At 62.3% G+C, this 15,774-nt stretch carries 14 protein-coding genes; 8 read left to right on the top strand and 6 right to left on the bottom strand.

What is annotated here, in order from left to right; all coding sequences use genetic code 11:
* The first annotated feature begins 29 nt into the window (after window positions 1-29).
* A complete protein-coding gene (locus J2W46_RS23720; protein ID WP_020066953.1) occupies window positions 30-1,115 on the top strand; it encodes an AI-2E family transporter in 1,086 nt (361 codons plus the stop codon).
* Between the two features lie 58 nt (window positions 1,116-1,173).
* Here the strand turns inward: J2W46_RS23720 and J2W46_RS23715 are convergent, their stop codons facing one another.
* Window positions 1,174-3,297 carry a TonB-dependent siderophore receptor gene (locus tag J2W46_RS23715; protein ID WP_310356675.1) on the bottom strand — a complete coding sequence of 708 codons (2,124 nt, stop codon included), beginning with the start codon at window positions 3,295-3,297 and terminating at the stop codon, window positions 1,174-1,176.
* Window positions 3,298-3,681: 384 nt separating this feature from the next.
* Here J2W46_RS23715 and J2W46_RS23710 point away from each other — a divergent pair, with 384 nt between their 5' ends.
* On the top strand, window positions 3,682-4,947 hold the full coding sequence (locus tag J2W46_RS23710) for a PepSY-associated TM helix domain-containing protein (protein WP_310356673.1): 1,266 nt from the start codon (window positions 3,682-3,684) through the stop codon (window positions 4,945-4,947).
* 76 nt (window positions 4,948-5,023) lie between these two features.
* On the opposite strand, the gene purU is transcribed toward J2W46_RS23710, so the two are convergent.
* The 5 genes from purU to J2W46_RS23685 form a co-directional block, all read right to left on the bottom strand.
* Entirely contained in the window at window positions 5,024-5,893 is an 870-nt protein-coding gene (purU, locus tag J2W46_RS23705) for a formyltetrahydrofolate deformylase (protein ID WP_020066956.1), read from the bottom strand.
* Between the two features lie 95 nt (window positions 5,894-5,988).
* The gene (locus tag J2W46_RS23700; RefSeq protein WP_310065834.1) at window positions 5,989-6,840 is read right to left on the bottom strand and encodes an NUDIX hydrolase; all 852 of its coding nucleotides are present in this window, start codon (window positions 6,838-6,840) and stop codon (window positions 5,989-5,991) included.
* A 52-nt stretch (window positions 6,841-6,892) separates the two neighbouring features.
* Window positions 6,893-7,507: a LysE family translocator gene (locus J2W46_RS23695; protein ID WP_310356669.1), complete on the bottom strand. Its 615-nt coding sequence runs from the start codon at window positions 7,505-7,507 to the stop codon at window positions 6,893-6,895.
* Window positions 7,508-7,565: 58 nt separating this feature from the next.
* Window positions 7,566-8,132, bottom strand: coding sequence for an adenine phosphoribosyltransferase (locus J2W46_RS23690; RefSeq protein ID WP_027777807.1), 567 nt, complete (start codon window positions 8,130-8,132; stop codon window positions 7,566-7,568).
* A 75-nt stretch (window positions 8,133-8,207) separates the two neighbouring features.
* Window positions 8,208-10,211 (bottom strand): monovalent cation:proton antiporter family protein, encoded by a 2,004-nt coding sequence (locus J2W46_RS23685; protein WP_027804460.1) that lies wholly within the window; start codon window positions 10,209-10,211, stop codon window positions 8,208-8,210.
* A gap of 185 nt (window positions 10,212-10,396) precedes the next feature.
* Here J2W46_RS23685 and kdsD point away from each other — a divergent pair, with 185 nt between their 5' ends.
* The 6 genes from kdsD (at window position 10,397) to J2W46_RS23655 (ending at window position 15,713) form a co-directional block, all read left to right on the top strand.
* The gene (kdsD, locus tag J2W46_RS23680; RefSeq protein WP_027804461.1) at window positions 10,397-11,380 is read left to right on the top strand and encodes an arabinose 5-phosphate isomerase KdsD; all 984 of its coding nucleotides are present in this window, start codon (window positions 10,397-10,399) and stop codon (window positions 11,378-11,380) included.
* A complete protein-coding gene (locus tag J2W46_RS23675; RefSeq protein WP_020066962.1) occupies window positions 11,380-11,940 on the top strand; it encodes a KdsC family phosphatase in 561 nt (186 codons plus the stop codon). Before kdsD ends, J2W46_RS23675 begins: the two co-directional genes overlap by 1 nt.
* Window positions 11,937-12,536, top strand: coding sequence for an LPS export ABC transporter periplasmic protein LptC (lptC, locus tag J2W46_RS23670; RefSeq protein ID WP_020066963.1), 600 nt, complete (start codon window positions 11,937-11,939; stop codon window positions 12,534-12,536). The genes J2W46_RS23675 and lptC overlap by 4 nt, the downstream gene beginning before the upstream one ends.
* 30 nt (window positions 12,537-12,566) lie before the next feature.
* Window positions 12,567-13,238, top strand: a complete 672-nt coding sequence (gene lptA, locus J2W46_RS23665) for a lipopolysaccharide transport periplasmic protein LptA (RefSeq protein ID WP_310356667.1) — start codon at window positions 12,567-12,569, stop codon at window positions 13,236-13,238.
* Window positions 13,235-14,020, top strand: a complete 786-nt coding sequence (gene lptB, locus J2W46_RS23660) for an LPS export ABC transporter ATP-binding protein (RefSeq protein WP_020066965.1) — start codon at window positions 13,235-13,237, stop codon at window positions 14,018-14,020. The genes lptA and lptB overlap by 4 nt, the downstream gene beginning before the upstream one ends.
* Window positions 14,021-14,198: 178 nt before the next feature.
* A complete protein-coding gene (locus J2W46_RS23655; protein WP_020066966.1) occupies window positions 14,199-15,713 on the top strand; it encodes an RNA polymerase factor sigma-54 in 1,515 nt (504 codons plus the stop codon).
* The last annotated feature ends 61 nt before the right edge of the window (window positions 15,714-15,774 follow it).

Raw genomic sequence — 15,774 nt, 5'->3', positions numbered from 1 at the left:
GCACAACACGGGTTGGAGACGGATAAGCCATGGCCAAGCGGAATCAGGCGCGCGAAGACGGGCAAGTTGAGGACCTGCGTCCACGCCCGGTCAGGCTGACCAGCAACATGAGCCTGCCGAAGCTCTCGGCAGTCGAGATCGGCAGTTACGTGCTGATGCTGTTCGGCATGTGGGCGGTGATCGAACTCCGGCTGCTCGGCGCCCTGCTCGCCGGGCTGCTGGTGTTTCAGCTGGTGCATACGATCGCGCCGCGCATCGAACGTCATATGTCCAGCAAGCGGGCGCGCTGGCTCGCGGTGGTGTTTCTGTCGGCTGTGATCGTGGGCGCGCTCACGGGCCTCACGCTCGGCATCATCGAGCACTTCGAGAACGACGTGCCCAGTGTGCAGAGGCTGCTCGACCAGGCCATGCAGTTGATCGATCAGGCGCGCGGGCGGATTCCGCAATTCATCGCGAGTTCGCTGCCGGTCGACACCGAGCAGATGAAAACCAAAGCCGCCGAGCTGATGCAGACCCACGCCAACATGCTGCAGCAAAGCGGCAAGAGCGCCGCGCGCGCGTTCACGCACATTCTGATCGGCATGATCATTGGTGCGATCATCGCGGTGAGTGCGCAACAACACATGCACCGGCTGCCGCTGTCCACCGCGTTCGTCACGCGCGTGACCCGTTTTGCCGACGCGTTCCGCCGCATCGTATTCGCGCAGGTGAAAATTTCTGCGATCAACGCGGTGTTCACCGGCATCTTCCTGCTGCTGTTTCTGCCGATCTTCCACGATCAGTTGCCGCTTTCGAAAACGCTGGTACTGGTCACGTTCATCGTCGGCTTGCTGCCGGTCATCGGCAATCTGATCTCGAACACGATCATCGTTGCGGTGGCGCTGTCGGTGAGCTTTCCGGCGGCGGTCATGTCGCTCGCGTTTCTGATTTTGATTCACAAGCTCGAGTACTTCCTGAACGCGCGGATCGTCGGCGGACAGATCGAGGCGCGCGCCTGGGAACTGCTCGTGGCAATGCTCGTCATGGAAGCCGCTTTCGGTCTGCCCGGCGTGGTCGCAGCGCCGATTTTCTACGCGTATATCAAGCGCGAGTTGATCTATCTGCGGCTGGTTTGATCCAGTTGTACGTTGGAGAATGCAAAGAAAACGGCACCGCGGTGCCGTTTTTTTGTACTCAGAAGTCGATGCGCGCGTTCAATGACAGCGTGCGAGGATCGCCCGGCGTCACGTAATCGGCGTATTGGTACTCCCAATAGCGGCGGTTGAGCAGATTGTCGATTGCCGCGCGGAACGTCACGTCATAACCGGCGATGCGGGTCGCGTAGCTCGCGCCCAGATTCACCAGCAAATAGCCCGGCGCATTCAGATTGTCCGCCGGACGCACATTGGTGTTGCCCGTGAACTTCGCGTCCGCGCCGATGCGCAGCCCCGGTACGTACGGCACCGAGTAAGTCGCATGGCCGGCAACCACAAACTGCGGCGCGCCCGCCACGCGGTTGCCGTTATTGGCCGCGCCGCGCTCGTACTTCGTGTTGATCCACATCAGGTCGCCGCCCACGTTCCAGTTGCGGCCGAGACGCACATCGCCGCCCATCTCGACACCCTGGAAGATCGACTCGCCGTCTTGCGTATAGACGTTCGCACTATTCGCATAGGCCGCGCCGCGCTCGATGCGGAACAAGGCAGCCGTCGCGCTCCAGCGTCCCTGCTCGGTTTTGACGCCCACTTCGTATTGCTTGCTGCGCAAAGGCTTGAGCAGTTCACCGCGATTCGCATACGTATCGCCGACGACGGTGCCCGCTTCGAGCGACTCCACATAGCTCGTGTACAACGTCGTGGTCGGCGCGAGCTTGAACATCAGCGCGACGGTCGGCGTCAAAACGCCATTCTGGCTATAGGTTGAGGTCGTCGCGCCGGTCGTCGAATAGCCGTGCTGCTCGTAGTTCGTGTAACGCACGCCGCCGAGTACCGACCAGCGCTGCGTCAACGCGATCGTATCGCTGGCAAAGAGCGCTTTCTGCGTGATGTCGCTGTCGCGATAGGTGTAGTAGTTCGACGCGCCGCCGAACGTGTTGGTGTTCGGCTGGTAGATGTTGCCCGTGCCAATCTGGCCGAAGAAACTGTTCGCACCGTAGTCGTTCGTCTGACGCTGATAGGCTGCGCCAAATACCAGTTGATGCCGGAAGGGTCCCGTCTTCACATGGCCTTCCGCCGACACCTGCCACAGGCTCAGTTGATGGCCTTCCTTGCCGGCGAAGCGGCTGTCGGTGTAATCGCCCGCGCCGTTCAGCAGGTAGTACGTGCTTTCGTTGCGGTCACGCGAACTCTTGCTGTAGCTGTAGCTTGCGTTGAGCGTCCAGTCCGGGCCGAGGTTGTACTGCAGGCCGGCGGTGTAAAGCTGCAGATTGGTGTTCAGATGCTGGTCGGGACCGGAAAGGTCGCCGGTGCCGCCGCTGATCGTATGCGGCAGGCTGGTGCCGGTGTATTGCGCCGTCGAGATCGCGCCCGTAATGCCGGTCGAATGGCGCTCCTGATATAACGCGCCGAAGGTCGCCTTCAGGTCGCGCGTGATGCGGGCGTCGAGTGCGACTGAAACCGAATCGCGCCGCACGTTGCCGTCGTTATAGGTTTTGCCTTCCTCGTGTGTGGCGTTCAGGCGATATCCGAACATGCCGTCCGGACCCACGCGGCCGCCAAGGTCCGCGTGCTCGGTCCATACACCGTCGGTGTAGTAGCCGACGTCGACGCTGCGTACTGGCGTCGTCGAGACGGGCGGCTTTTTCGTCACGTAGTTGACGACGCCGCCGGGCGCGCCGAATCCGTACATGAAGCCGGTCAACCCTTTGAGCAGTTCCACTTTTTCGAGTTGCTCGTAGGGCATCGTGATGCCATAGCTGTTGAACGGCATGCCGTCGATTTTGAATCCCGACTGCCAGTCGAGCTGCATGCCGCGCACGGTCAGATACGTGGCCCACGCGTTGTAGGCGTTGCCGTTGTCGGATACGGAGGCGTCAGTGGCAAACACGTCGCCGAGTTTGGACGGCTGGCGATCCTGCAACTCTTCACTTGTCACGACGGTGGTCGAAAACGGCGTATCGAGTTGCGAGCGGGTGCCGAGCGCGCCGCTGCCGACGTCCTCTTTCAGATGCTGGGCGGTGTCGTGTGCCGCCGTGACCTTGACGGCCGGCAACGCGTTTTCACCGCTTTCCGAAGACGCGACTGGCGGCGGCACCTGCTGCGCCAGCGCGGCCTGACTTGCCGTTAATGCCAGGCACGCGGCCCAGTGCAACCGGTGCATTGCGCGACTCTTTCGTGAACGTCCTACCCCGCTGTGCTTCTTCATTGTCGATCCCGTTTCTCTATCTCATTTCATCAAATAAGAATCATTACTATTTGTACGGGACGGGATAATGCCGAAAAACTTCGCCAATTGTAAGGGTGAAGATGCGACATTTTGTCGCATGCGCGCTGTGAGGTGCCTTCGCAAGCCTTACCGGGCGCGGCACCGCGCACCGATTAGTCGAGCCGCCCGGAACGCGATCAACGCCGCTGACGCGCCGAACTTTCAAGGAACTTGCGGCTTACGACACGCATCGCATAAGATGCGAACAATTCCCATTTACAATTTTGCTACCGCTGTGATCCGTCGTCTGCAACTCCGCTTCGCGTTTCCGGTACGCCCATGAGGCGCCAGCTCGTCCGTCTGCATCGCTGGTTTGGTGTCGCCACTGCGCTGTTCCTGTTCGTCGCGGGACTGACCGGCGCGATCATCGCGTGGGATCATGAACTCGATGCCGCGCTCAATCCTTCGTTTTTCAAGGCGCGCACCGAAGGGCCGGCTCTGTCCGGCCTGGAACTCGCGCGACGCGTCGAAGCCGCCGATCCGCGCTTGCAAGTGACGTATCTGCCGCTCGCGGCAGAGCCCGGCCACACGCTGCAGATGATGGTGCTTCCGCGCATCAATCCCGTCACGCGAGAGCCGTACAAGCTCGACTTCAACCAGATCGCCGTCGATCCCGCCACGGGCAAGATTCAGGGTCAGCGGCAGTGGGGCGCATTTTCGCTAGCGAGGATCGACCTGATTCCGTTCATCTACAAGCTGCACTACACGCTGCATTTGCCGTTCACCGGCGGCATCGACGTGGGCGTCTGGCTGATGGGCATCGTCGGGATCGTCTGGCTGTTCGATAGCGCAATTGCGCTGTGCCTGTCGTTTCCGAACCTCAATGCGTGGCGCAAGTCGTTCGCGTTTCGTTTCGGGCGGGGCGGCTACGCGCTCACGTTCGACTTGCACCGCTCGGGCGGTGTGTGGATCTGGGGACTGCTGATGATCGTCGCGGTGACGTCGGTGTCGATGAACCTCGCGTCACCCGTTGTGCGCCCCATCGTCTCGATGTTTTCAACGCTCACGCCGGACCCGATCAACAACCCGGAGATTCTTCGCGCGCCGAAGCCCGGCGACAGCCTGCTCACCCGCGAGCGCGTCCTGCAATTGGCGCAAGAAGCCGGCAAAACGCAGCACCTGCAAGCGCCTCCGGGGGGAATCTATTACGCGGAATTCCTGCATGCGTACGGCGTCGGTTTCTATGAGACCGGCAACGATCACGGCGACATGGGCCTCGGCAACCCGTGGATGTACTGGGACGCGGCGACCGGCAAGCTGCTCGGCCAGCAGATTCCGGGCAGAGGCACAGCGGGCGACGTCTTCATGCAGGTGCAGTTTCCGCTGCACTCGGGACGCATCCTTGGCCTTGGCGGGCGGATCGTGATTAGCGCAGTCGGCATCGCGGTCGCCGTGTTGAGCGCGACCGGCCTGCTGATCTGGCTGAAGAAGCTGAATGCGCGCCGCCGCTCATTGCAGAACGCGCAGAGAATGCACAAAGCGCCAGTGACCAGAGACGCCGGCAGAGCCCCGGCACGTCCTGAGCCGAACGTCGCGCCTGAATAAACCGGTACCTGTGCGCAGCGGCAAATGAAGCGGAGCTTCACTAAAGGATGCCGCTGCGGCAAGCCCTCACCCGTTTCTAACGGAACACCACCGTCTTGCTACCGTTCAGCACCACGCGGTGCTCGACATGCCATTTCACAGCACGCGCCAGCGTCACGCATTCGACGTCGCGGCCGATCGCCGTCAACTGCTCCGGCGTCATGCTGTGGTCCACGCGCTCCACTTCCTGCTCGATGATCGGACCTTCGTCCAGATCAGTCGTCACGTAGTGCGCCGTTGCGCCGATCAACTTCACGCCGCGATCGAACGCCTGGTAATAGGGCTTCGCACCCTTGAAGCTCGGCAGAAACGAGTGATGAATGTTGATTGCGCGACCGGCAAGCGCCTCGCACAGCTTTGGCGACAGAATCTGCATGTAGCGCGCGAGCACGACGAGATCCGCCTGATGCTCGTCGATCACTTCGAGCACGCGCGCTTCCTGCGCGGCCTTCGCTTCGGGCGTGCCGCCCAGCAGCGGGAAATGATGAAACGGAATGTCATAGCTCGCTGCGAGCTGATAAAACTCCTTGTGGTTCGAGATGATCGCCGGAATCTCGATGTTCAGCTGACCGGTACGGTAGCGGAACAGCAGGTCGTTCAGGCAATGCCCGATTTTCGAAACCATGATGACGACGCGCGGCTTCACCGATGCATCGTGCAATTCCCAGCTCATGCCGAACTGCTCGGCGAGCGCCCCGAAGGACACACGCAGCGCCTCGAGCCCCGGATCGCCGCCCACCTGCTGAAAATGCACGCGCATGAAGAACTCGCCGGTGCGGCTGTCGCCGAACTGTGCGGAGTCGAGAATATTGCTGCCACGCTCGAACAGAAAGCCCGACACGGCGTGAACAATGCCGGGCCGATCGGCGCACGACAGTTTGAGGATAAAGCTGTGATCGGTCGACATGACCTGGGTGACTCCCTTCTTCAATGCGTGGTTTGTTCGGTGTTGCTGTATGGTGTGCGGCGCAAGGCGCTTTGGCAAGGTCCGCGATGACGTGCTTACGCGAGCACGGGCGGCGCAAACAACGCTTCGATTCCCGCGCAGGCCTCTTCGTCGATCCAGCGGCGGCGCAGCAGGCAATCCAGCGTGGCAAGACTCGCGTCGACCGTCATTGCGCCTTCCTCGATCCAGCGCGCCACTTCGTCGATGCGCGCAAGCCGGTGCTCACCGACTTCGCCGTCCTGATTGCGCGGCGCGAAGTCCGCCGGCAGCGGGAGGTCGTAGATAAAGATCTGTTCGGCCTGGGTGCCTTCGGGCAGCGATTGCAGCACATACGCAGTGCGGCCCGCCACCGCCCGCACGGCAATCTCTTCCGGAATGCCGGCTTCTTCCCAGCACTCCTTGACGATCGTCGCCTCCACGCCGAAACCCCAACCGATTCCGCCCGCCACTACGTTATCGAGCATGCCGGGATCGGTCGCCTTCGTGTCGCTGCGGCGCGCGATCCACAATTTCGGCGCGCCGCCGTCCGCATATTCTACGACGCCGTTCAGATGCACCGCGTAGGTCAGCGTGCCGAAAAAGCGCGACGCCGCACGTTCGATGTAGGCGAGCGGCGGCGCGTCGAACGCATTGCGGATCGCATAGGTCTCGTTGCGCCAGCCGGGAATGCGGCCTTCAGCGGCAAGGGCGCCGATCACCGAACCGAGCGCTGCGCTCCGCAAGTCAACGGTGTTGAACGAAGGCGCGAGGTTCACGCGCGCATCGTCGATGTCGAATACGTCCGGCCAACGTGCGAGCAATCGCACATCGCTCGAACGAATCCAGCCGACCTGGTCGCTGTCGATGTAGAACGGCAGATGCGCAGCAACGTCGAAGCGGCGCGCGGCGATAAGGCAAGGCAAACTCATTCGAAACTCCAAACTGTCGGCGGCAAGCGGTGGCGAGCGGCAGTGAGCCAGATCAGTCACGCAACGCGACTCGAATCCCGATCGCAATGAAGGTGGCGCCGGCAAGACGGTCGAGCCACACGCCGACACGCGGCCGGCGCTTCAACCACCCGCCGATAATCCCTGCACACACGCCAAACAGAGAAAACACCGCCACGGTTTGCAACATGAAAAGCGCGCCGAGTTCGAGCATTTGCACGGTGACGCTTTGCGCGCCGTGCGGCTGCACGAATTGCGGCAGAAATACGATGAAGAACAGCGTCACTTTAGGATTGAGCAGATTGCCGAGCACGCTTTGGCGGAACACGGCCATCAACGGTTGCGGCGCACGTTCGTGTGCGGCCGCGAGGCCCTGGCTGCGCAGCGCCTTGACGCCGATCCAGACGAGATACGCCGCGCCGGCCAGCTTGATCGCCTGGAAAGCGAACGGCGAGGAGCGCAGCAGCGCTGCCACGCCGAGTGCGGCGAGCGTCGTGTGAAACGTGATGCCCGCGGCAAAGCCGAGCGCGGCCACCAGACCAGCCGCACGGCCCTGCGAGATGCCACGCGCGAGCACTTGCAGATTGTCCGGACCGGGCGCCATCGTGATCGCAATCGACGTGGCAAGGAACAGCATGAAGTTGGGCATCGTTCTTACCTTCTTTATTGCACAAGGTGAAGCGCGCAGCGGCGAGTTTGCCGCGCGCTCAATGACCGTCGAAACTCGTCACCGTATAGAGCGACAGCCCGCCGTCGGCGAGCAGTTTCGAGCCGCCGAGTTCAGGCAAGTCGATAATCGCCGCACCTTCCACGACGATCGCGCCGAGCCGCTCGAGCAGAATCTTGCCGGCCATCATCGTGCCGCCGGTTGCGATGAGATCGTCGATGATCACCACGCGGTCGCCCGGCTTGCACGCGTCTTCGTGAATCTCGACGGTGGCCGTGCCGTATTCGAGTTCATAAGATTGCGACGCGCGCTTGTAGGGCAGTTTGCCCTCCTTACGAATCGGAATGAAGCCCAGATTCAACTCATACGCAAGAATTGGCCCGATGATGAAACCACGCGCATCGAGCCCGGCAATGTAGTCGAGCTTCGCGTCGATATAACGCTGCACGAACAGGTCGATCAGCACCCGCAGCGACTTTGGCTCCTGAAGGAGCGGCGTGATGTCGCGGAACTGCACGCCGGCCTGGGGCCAGTCGGGCACGGTGCGAATATGACTTTTGATGTAGTCGGCCGCATCGAGCGGCGCGCTCGCGAGCGCGTTTGACATGATGTCTCCGGATGGACCTCGACAGGTCCAATGAAAAGCTGAATTGGTGCAGCCGCACGAACCGTGCAGCAATCGCTACGCCGCGGCGGCGCCCGCGCGGCGGTGTTTCGAGAGCCGCTCCTCGGCCTGCGCCAACTGTTCGGGCAAGCCGCGCAACACGACAATGTCGCTCGCGCGCAGCTTGGTGGACGGGTCCGGCTCCACGCCGCGAATGCCGTGACGGCGAATCGCCGTCACTTCGACACCCAGTTCGTACAGACCCAGGTCCGCGAGCGTCCGGCCAACCGCGTCGGCGTTCTCGTCGACCGGGACCGATTGTAGCCGCACCTGTTCGTGGCCGTCGTCGTCGTCCATGTCGTCGGCGCCGTGGAAATAGCCGCGCAGCAGCGCATAACGTTCGTCGCGCATTTCTTCCACGCGGCGCACCACGCGGCGCATCGGTATGCCCATCACGACCAGCGTGTGCGAAGCGAGCATCAGGCTCCCCTCTACGATTTCGGGAATCACCTCTGTCGCGCCAGCGGCCAGCAGCTTTTCCAGATCGGCGTCGTCGACGGTACGAACGATCACCGGCAGCGTCGGTTCCAGTTCGTGGATGTTGTGCAGCACGCGTAATGCCGAAGGCGTGTTTGCATACGTAATCGCGATCGCCGCGGCGCGATGAATACCGGCCGCGAGCAGCGATTCGCGGCGGCCCGCATCGCCGAACACGACAGACTCGCCCGCGGCGGCTGCCGCTTGCACGCGGTCCGGGTCGAGGTCCAGCGCGACATACGACAAACCTTCGTGTTCGAGCATGCGCGCAAGGTTCTGCCCGGAGCGCCCGTAGCCGCAGATGATCACGTGGCCGCTTTGCTTCAGGCTCTGCGTGGCGATGCGCGTCATTTGCAACGACTGCATCATCCATTCAGTCGAAGACAGCCGCAGCACGATACGGTCCGCGTTCTGGATCAGGAACGGCGCGGCGAGCATCGAGAGCAGCATCGCCGCAAGAATTGCCTGCAGCAGCGTGGCGTCGACGAGATGTTTGTCGAGAATCAGATTCAGCAGCACGAAGCCGAACTCGCCCGCTTGCGCGAGGCCGATACCCGTACGCATGGCGACGCCCGGCGACGCCCCGAACAAACGCGAAAGCCCCGTGATCATGACGGCCTTGAGCAGAATGGGACCGATCAGGAAGCCGAGCACGATCAGCGGATGCTCCCAGATCACGCGGGGATTCAACAGCATGCCGGTCGTGACGAAGAAAAGCCCGAGCAGCACGTCGCGAAACGGCTTGATGTCTTCTTCCACCTGATGCCGGTACGGCGTTTCCGCGATCAACATGCCTGCGATGAATGCGCCTAGCGCGAGCGACAGCCCGAACTTGTCCGTGATGAACGCCGAGCCGAGCGTCACGAGCAGCAGATTGAGAATGAACAGTTCCTGCGAGCGGCGCCGCGCGACCACATTGAACCAGCGCGTCATGAAGCGCTGTCCGACGATCAGCAGCAGCGACAAAGCGACGACGATCTTGATGGCCGCGACGCCGAGCGCGTTGACGAGGTCTTTCGAATCGCCGCCCAGCGCCGAGATAATGATCAGGAGCGGCACCACCGCGAGATCCTGGAAAAGGAGCACACCGAAGATATTGCGGCCATGCTCGGTTTCGATTTCAAGCCGCTCCGCAAGCATTTTGCTGACAATCGCCGTCGACGACATCGCCAGCGCGCCGCCGAGCGCAACGCTCGCTTGCCATTTGATATGCACCCAACGCTCGAACACGAAACCGAGCGTGACCGCGATCGCGATCGTGCCCAACACCTGCAATAGACCGAGACCGAACACGAGCCGGCGCATGGAGCGCAGCTTCGCGAGCGAAAACTCGAGGCCGATCGAAAACATCAGGAACACGACGCCGAACTCCGCGAGGTTCTGCGCGCCCACGGAATCGGGAACGAGGCCCAACGCATTCGGCCCAACGACGATGCCGACGCTCAGATAGCCGAGCATCGGCGGAAGATTCAGAAAGCGAAAAATCACCACGCCCGCGACCGAGGCCAGCAGCAGGAAAAGCGTCATTTCGAGCGGGGAAATCATCGGCAAAAACGCATGAGTGAAGCGTCCTCGTTCGTCAGCGGAACCGCGCACGCAACACGCCGTGCGACAAGGTTGAGGGGCCGTTATAGGGGGCGATAAAGCGGCCGTTGAAGGGGCCGATGAAGGCAGCGGCTTTGCACAGCAGGCCCGGCGCGGCGAACAAGCGCCTTTGCTATACTTCGCGAATGATAGCGAAAATCAATGGCGACCGGGCACTTGCGCTCGCTCGTGACGTGCTCGACATCGAAGCGGACGCCGTGCGCGCGCTTCGCGATCAACTCGACGGCGCCTTCGTCGGCGCGGTCGAACTCATCATGGGTTGCCGCGGGCGCGTTGTGGTCTCGGGCATCGGCAAATCCGGGCATGTGGCCCGCAAGCTCGCGGCCACGTTGGCCAGCACCGGCACACCGGCGTTCTTCGTGCATCCTGCTGAAGCGAGTCATGGCGATCTCGGCATGGTCACCGCCGACGACGTATTTCTCGCGTTGTCCAATTCCGGCGAAACCGAAGAACTCGTGGCAATTCTGCCGCTCATCAAGCGGATCGGCGCAAAGCTGATCGCAATGACCGGCCGCCCGTCGTCGAGCCTCGCGAAACTGGCCGACGTCCATCTGAATTCTGCCGTAGCGAAAGAAGCGTGTCCGATGAATCTTGCGCCTACAGCGAGCACCACGGCGGCGCTCGCGCTCGGCGACGCGCTCGCGGTCGCCGTGCTCGACGCGCGTGGCTTCGGCCGCGACGACTTCGCGCGCTCGCATCCGGGCGGCGCACTCGGCCGGCGCCTGCTTACTTATGTTAGCGACGTCATGCGCACGGGCGACCAGGTGCCGAAGGTCACGCCCGAAGCGACCGTACGCGACGCGTTGTTCCAGTTGACGGCCAAGCGCATGGGCATGACTGCGATCGTCGACAGCGAAGACCGCGTGAAGGGCATTTTCACCGACGGCGACTTGCGCCGCGTGCTGGAGCGTGACGGCGATTTTCGCGCGCTGTCGATCGCTTCGGTCATGACTGCCGACCCGCGCACCATCGGCCCGGATCATCTCGCAGTGGAAGCCGTGGAACTGATGGAGCGCCATCGCATCAATCAGATGCTGGTCGTCGACGAAGCGGGCAAGCTCATCGGCGCACTCAACATGCACGACCTGTTCTCGAAAAAGGTGATCTGATGGCCGTCGCGCCCCCTACCGCTACCGAACGCGCAAGCCGCGTGAAGCTGATGATTTTCGACGTCGACGGTGTACTGACCGACGGCGGGCTGCTCTTCACGGCGGAAGGCGACACGATGAAGGCTTTCAATTCCATGGACGGCCACGGCATGAAGCTGCTGCGCCAGGCCGGCATTGAAACGGCGATCATTACCGGGCGCAAGTCGGGCATCGTCGCCGCGCGCGCGAAAGAAATGCATATCACGCACGTGTATCAGGGCATCGAGAACAAGCCGCAGGCGTTCGCGGAGTTGCTCCAGGCGACCGGCATGAGTGCGGAACAATGCGGCTACATGGGCGACGACTGGGTCGATCTCGGCGTGATGCTGAAGGTCGGCTTCGCGGCCGCACCGGCTAATTCGCATCCTGAAGTGATCGCGCGAGCCCACTGGGTCAGCGAGGCGCGCGGCGGCCACGGCGCGGCCCGCGAAGTGTGCGACACGCTGTTGCGCGCCCAGCACAAGTACGAGGCGCTGCTCGCAGCCGCCTGTAGCGGCGAACAGCGGGGCCTCGTCGGATGAATCAGTTTCGCCTGACTTCGCTGATCCCGCTCGTCGCGATGGCCGCTCTCGCGGGCATCACGTGGTGGCTTCTGCAAGCCACGTTGCCGCGGCAAAACGAAGGTGCGGTGCGTCCGAAGGAGCACACGCCCGACTACTTCGCCGACAACTTTTCGGTTTCCGAACTCGATCAGTCGGGCTCGACGCAATATCGCCTGACCGCGCAGTCGCTGGTTCACTACGAAGACGACGAACTGAGCGATCTCGTTAAGCCCGCGATGCGCGCGTTCCAGCCGGGCAAGCCGATCGTCACTGCAACCGGCGATACCGGCAAGGTCAACGGCGACGCGTCCATCGTCGACCTGTATGGCAACGCACGCATCCTGCGCGCGCCAGGTTATGGCGACCCGCAGATGCAAGCCGATTCCGAGCATTTCCGCGTGCTGGTCAACGACGATGTGATCGAGACGGAAAAGCCGGTTAAACTTCAGCGCGGCGTCTCCGTAATGACTGCCAGCGGCATGAACTACAACAACGTCACCCGGGTGATGCAGCTCTTCGGCAATGTGAAAGGCGCGATCGCCGCGTCCGACGCCGGCGGCAGCTCGCCCAAGTAACCCGGGTAAATCCATTCCAGGCGTGACTGCATGAACGAATCGTTCCCCCGTTTTCATACCGGCCGCTCGCGAACCCTGTCCGCGTGCCGCGCCGGACTTGCTGCGCTGATTATCGCGTTGCCGCTCGCCGGCTTCGCGCCGCTCGCGCACGCAGACCGCGCCGACAAGGACAAGCCGCTCAATATCGAAGCGGACAACATGACTTACGACGACCTCAAACAGGTCAACATCTTCACCGGCCATGTGGTCGCGACCAAAGGCACGATCGTGATCAAGGCCGACCGTGTCGACGTGACGCAAGACCCGCAGGGCTATCAGTACGCAACCGGCACCTCGACCGGCGGCAATCTGTCGTATTTCCGTCAGAAGCGCGAAGGTCTCGATGAATACATCGAAGGCACGGCCGTTCGTATCGACTACGACGGCAAGCAGGACCTGACCACACTCACCACGAATGCGACCGTCAAGCGTCTGCAAGGCCTTTCCACGGTGATGGACCAGGTGCACGGCAGCGTCATTACATATGACGGCCAAAAGGACTTCTACACCGCGAAGGCAGGCAAGGACGTCGCGGGACCGGGCAACCCGAGCGGCCGTGTGCGCGCGATGCTGTCGCCGCGTAACGGCGGCGCGGCGCCGCTGAACGGTGCGTCGGCCACGCTCGCGCCGTCCACCACGATTCAGGGAGCGCCGAATCAGTGAGCACCTCCGCGTCCCTCCCCAATCGCAAGCCGGCCGGCACCAGTAGTTCGCTGGTCGTACGCAATCTGAAGAAGCGCTACGGTTCCCGCACAGTCGTCAAAGACGTCTCGCTCGACGTAAAAAGCGGCGAAGTGGTCGGGCTGCTCGGGCCGAACGGCGCGGGCAAGACCACGTCGTTTTATATGATCGTCGGCCTCGTGCCGCTCGACGCAGGCGAAATCGATCTGGACGGCAAGTCCATCAGCTTGTTGCCGATCCACAAGCGTGCTTCGCTCGGGCTCTCGTATCTGCCGCAGGAAGCTTCGGTGTTCCGCAAGCTTTCCGTCGAGCAGAATATTCGCGCGGTGCTGGAATTGCAGCACGAAGACAACGGCAAGCGCCTCACAAAAGACGCAATCACGAGCCGCGTGGAAGCTTTGCTGGACGAGCTGCAAATCTCGCATTTGCGCGACAATCCTGCGTTGTCGCTGTCGGGCGGCGAACGCCGCCGGGTGGAAATCGCGCGGGCGCTCGCCACCAATCCGAGCTTCATTCTGCTGGACGAGCCGTTCGCGGGCGTCGATCCGATTGCGGTGCTCGAAATCCAGAAGATCGTTAAATTTCTGAAGCAACGCAATATTGGTGTGCTAATCACCGACCACAACGTGCGTGAAACGCTCGGTATCTGCGATCACGCCTACATCATCAGCGACGGCAGCGTGCTGGCCGCCGGCGCGCCGAGCGAAATCATCGAAAACGAAAGCGTGCGGCGCGTCTATCTGGGCGAGCATTTCCGCATGTAAGTGCTGGCGGGAATCGGCGGCGCCACGCGCGTTTGCCGGTTCTTCCGTGGCAAGCGCCCGGGCCTGCTCCTGTCGCGGGCGGCCCGCGCCCGGCGTCGCCGGGACCGGCGCAGCGTAATTGCGAATTCGCAAGGTATCGCGGTCGTGGCAAACTCTCTACAATGAATCTGAACTTGCCATGAAAGCCAGCCTCCAACTCCGCCTATCGCAGCATCTTGCGTTGACCCCGCAACTGCAGCAGTCCATCCGGCTGCTTCAGCTGTCCACGCTCGAACTGCAGCAGGAAGTGGCAACCGCGATCTCGCAGAATCCGCTCCTCGAGAACGAGGACGACTGGATCGCGAGCCCGCTTCGCGTGGCGGCCGACGGTTCGCTGATTACCCAGGCGCCCAGTTCGTCGGCGCCACCCGACCAGATGGGCGGCAACGGCTCGTCATCGTCCAGCAGCAGTGAGCGCGCGGAAAACGGCGAGCCGCAAGGCGTAGACGAGTACAACGGCCTTTCGGGCGACAGCAACGGCGACGCGTCGCAATGGAATCTCGACGACTACGGTCGCTCCGGCAACGCCTCCGACGACGACGATCTACCGCCGCTGCAAATTCACGAATCGAGTACTTCGCTGCGCGATCACCTGATGGCGCAACTCCGCGTTACGCAGGCTGGTCAGCGTGACCGGGCGCTGATTACCTTCCTGATCGAGTCGCTAGACGACGACGGCTACCTTGCCGCCACGCTCGACGAAGTGCTCGCGGATCTGCCCGAAGAACTCGAAGTCGACCTCGACGAACTGAATGCCGCGCTCGCGCTGCTGCATAGCTTCGACCCGGCAGGCGTAGGCGCACGTTCCGCCTCCGAGTGTCTCAAGCTGCAATTATTGCGGCTGCCGCCCTCGCCCACGCGAACGCTCGCGCTCGAAATCGTCGCCCATTATCTGGAACTGCTGGCCGCGCGCGATTTCACGCGTCTGCGCAAGCATCTGAAAGCAAACGACGACGACCTGCGCGACGCGCACATGCTAATCCGCTCGCTCGAGCCGTTCCCCGGCGCGGCGTACGGCAAGGCCGAAGCGGACTACGTGGTGCCGGACATCATGGTGCGCAAAACTGCCCAAGGTTGGCAGGCTGAACTCAATCCCGAAGTGGTGCCGAAGCTGCGCATCAATCACCTGTACGCCAATATTCTGCGCAACAACCGCGGCGATCCGGGCAGCGGTTCGTTGCGCCAGCAACTGCAGGAAGCGCGCTGGCTCATCAAGAATATTCAGCAACGTTTCGAAACAATCCTGCGCGTCGCGCAGGCCATTGTGGAGCGCCAGAAGAGCTTTTTTGTGCACGGCGAAATTGCTATGCGCCCCTTGGTTTTGCGGGAAATTGCTGATACGCTGGGCCTACACGAGTCGACTGTCTCGCGTGTGACAACCGGTAAGTACATGCTCACCCCGTTCGGGACGCTAGAGTTCAAGTACTTCTTCGGATCGCATGTTTCGACAGACACGGGCGGCGCGGCCTCTTCCACGGCCATTCGCGCGCTCATCAAGCAACTGATAGGAGCGGAAAACGCAAAAACGCCTCTTTCAGACAGCCGCATAGCCGAACTGCTGGCGGAACAGGGCTTCGTGGTCGCACGGCGCACCGTCGCGAAGTATCGCGAAGCACTCAGGATTCCGGCAGTCAACCTGCGCAAGTCTCTGTAGCCCGTCGCCTTCCGTGGCGGGCATTTACCGGCCGCTCCGCAAGTTGGCGGACAGGCCGGCC

This window comes from Paraburkholderia strydomiana (assembly GCF_031456815.1).
In the GTDB taxonomy this organism is placed as follows: domain Bacteria; phylum Pseudomonadota; class Gammaproteobacteria; order Burkholderiales; family Burkholderiaceae; genus Paraburkholderia; species Paraburkholderia caledonica.
The sequence above is the reverse complement of the archived record's forward strand: the minus strand, read 5'-3'. Positions and strand labels throughout refer to the sequence as shown.

What these genes read in the sequence shown, in the direction of transcription:
- J2W46_RS23720 (WP_020066953.1), top strand. Translation starts at nt 30, where the DNA reads ATGGCCAAGCGGAATCAGGCGCGCGAAGACGGGCAAGTTGAGGACCTG.
- J2W46_RS23715 (WP_310356675.1), bottom strand. Translation starts at nt 3,297, where the DNA reads ATGCACCGGTTGCACTGGGCCGCGTGCCTGGCATTAACGGCAAGTCAG.
- J2W46_RS23710 (WP_310356673.1), top strand. Translation starts at nt 3,682, where the DNA reads ATGAGGCGCCAGCTCGTCCGTCTGCATCGCTGGTTTGGTGTCGCCACT.
- purU (WP_020066956.1), bottom strand. Translation starts at nt 5,893, where the DNA reads ATGTCGACCGATCACAGCTTTATCCTCAAACTGTCGTGCGCCGATCGG.
- J2W46_RS23700 (WP_310065834.1), bottom strand. Translation starts at nt 6,840, where the DNA reads ATGAGTTTGCCTTGCCTTATCGCCGCGCGCCGCTTCGACGTTGCTGCG.
- J2W46_RS23695 (WP_310356669.1), bottom strand. Translation starts at nt 7,507, where the DNA reads ATGCCCAACTTCATGCTGTTCCTTGCCACGTCGATTGCGATCACGATG.
- J2W46_RS23690 (WP_027777807.1), bottom strand. Translation starts at nt 8,132, where the DNA reads ATGTCAAACGCGCTCGCGAGCGCGCCGCTCGATGCGGCCGACTACATC.
- J2W46_RS23685 (WP_027804460.1), bottom strand. Translation starts at nt 10,211, where the DNA reads ATGATTTCCCCGCTCGAAATGACGCTTTTCCTGCTGCTGGCCTCGGTC.
- kdsD (WP_027804461.1), top strand. Translation starts at nt 10,397, where the DNA reads ATGATAGCGAAAATCAATGGCGACCGGGCACTTGCGCTCGCTCGTGAC.
- J2W46_RS23675 (WP_020066962.1), top strand. Translation starts at nt 11,380, where the DNA reads ATGGCCGTCGCGCCCCCTACCGCTACCGAACGCGCAAGCCGCGTGAAG.
- lptC (WP_020066963.1), top strand. Translation starts at nt 11,937, where the DNA reads ATGAATCAGTTTCGCCTGACTTCGCTGATCCCGCTCGTCGCGATGGCC.
- lptA (WP_310356667.1), top strand. Translation starts at nt 12,567, where the DNA reads ATGAACGAATCGTTCCCCCGTTTTCATACCGGCCGCTCGCGAACCCTG.
- J2W46_RS23655 (WP_020066966.1), top strand. Translation starts at nt 14,199, where the DNA reads ATGAAAGCCAGCCTCCAACTCCGCCTATCGCAGCATCTTGCGTTGACC.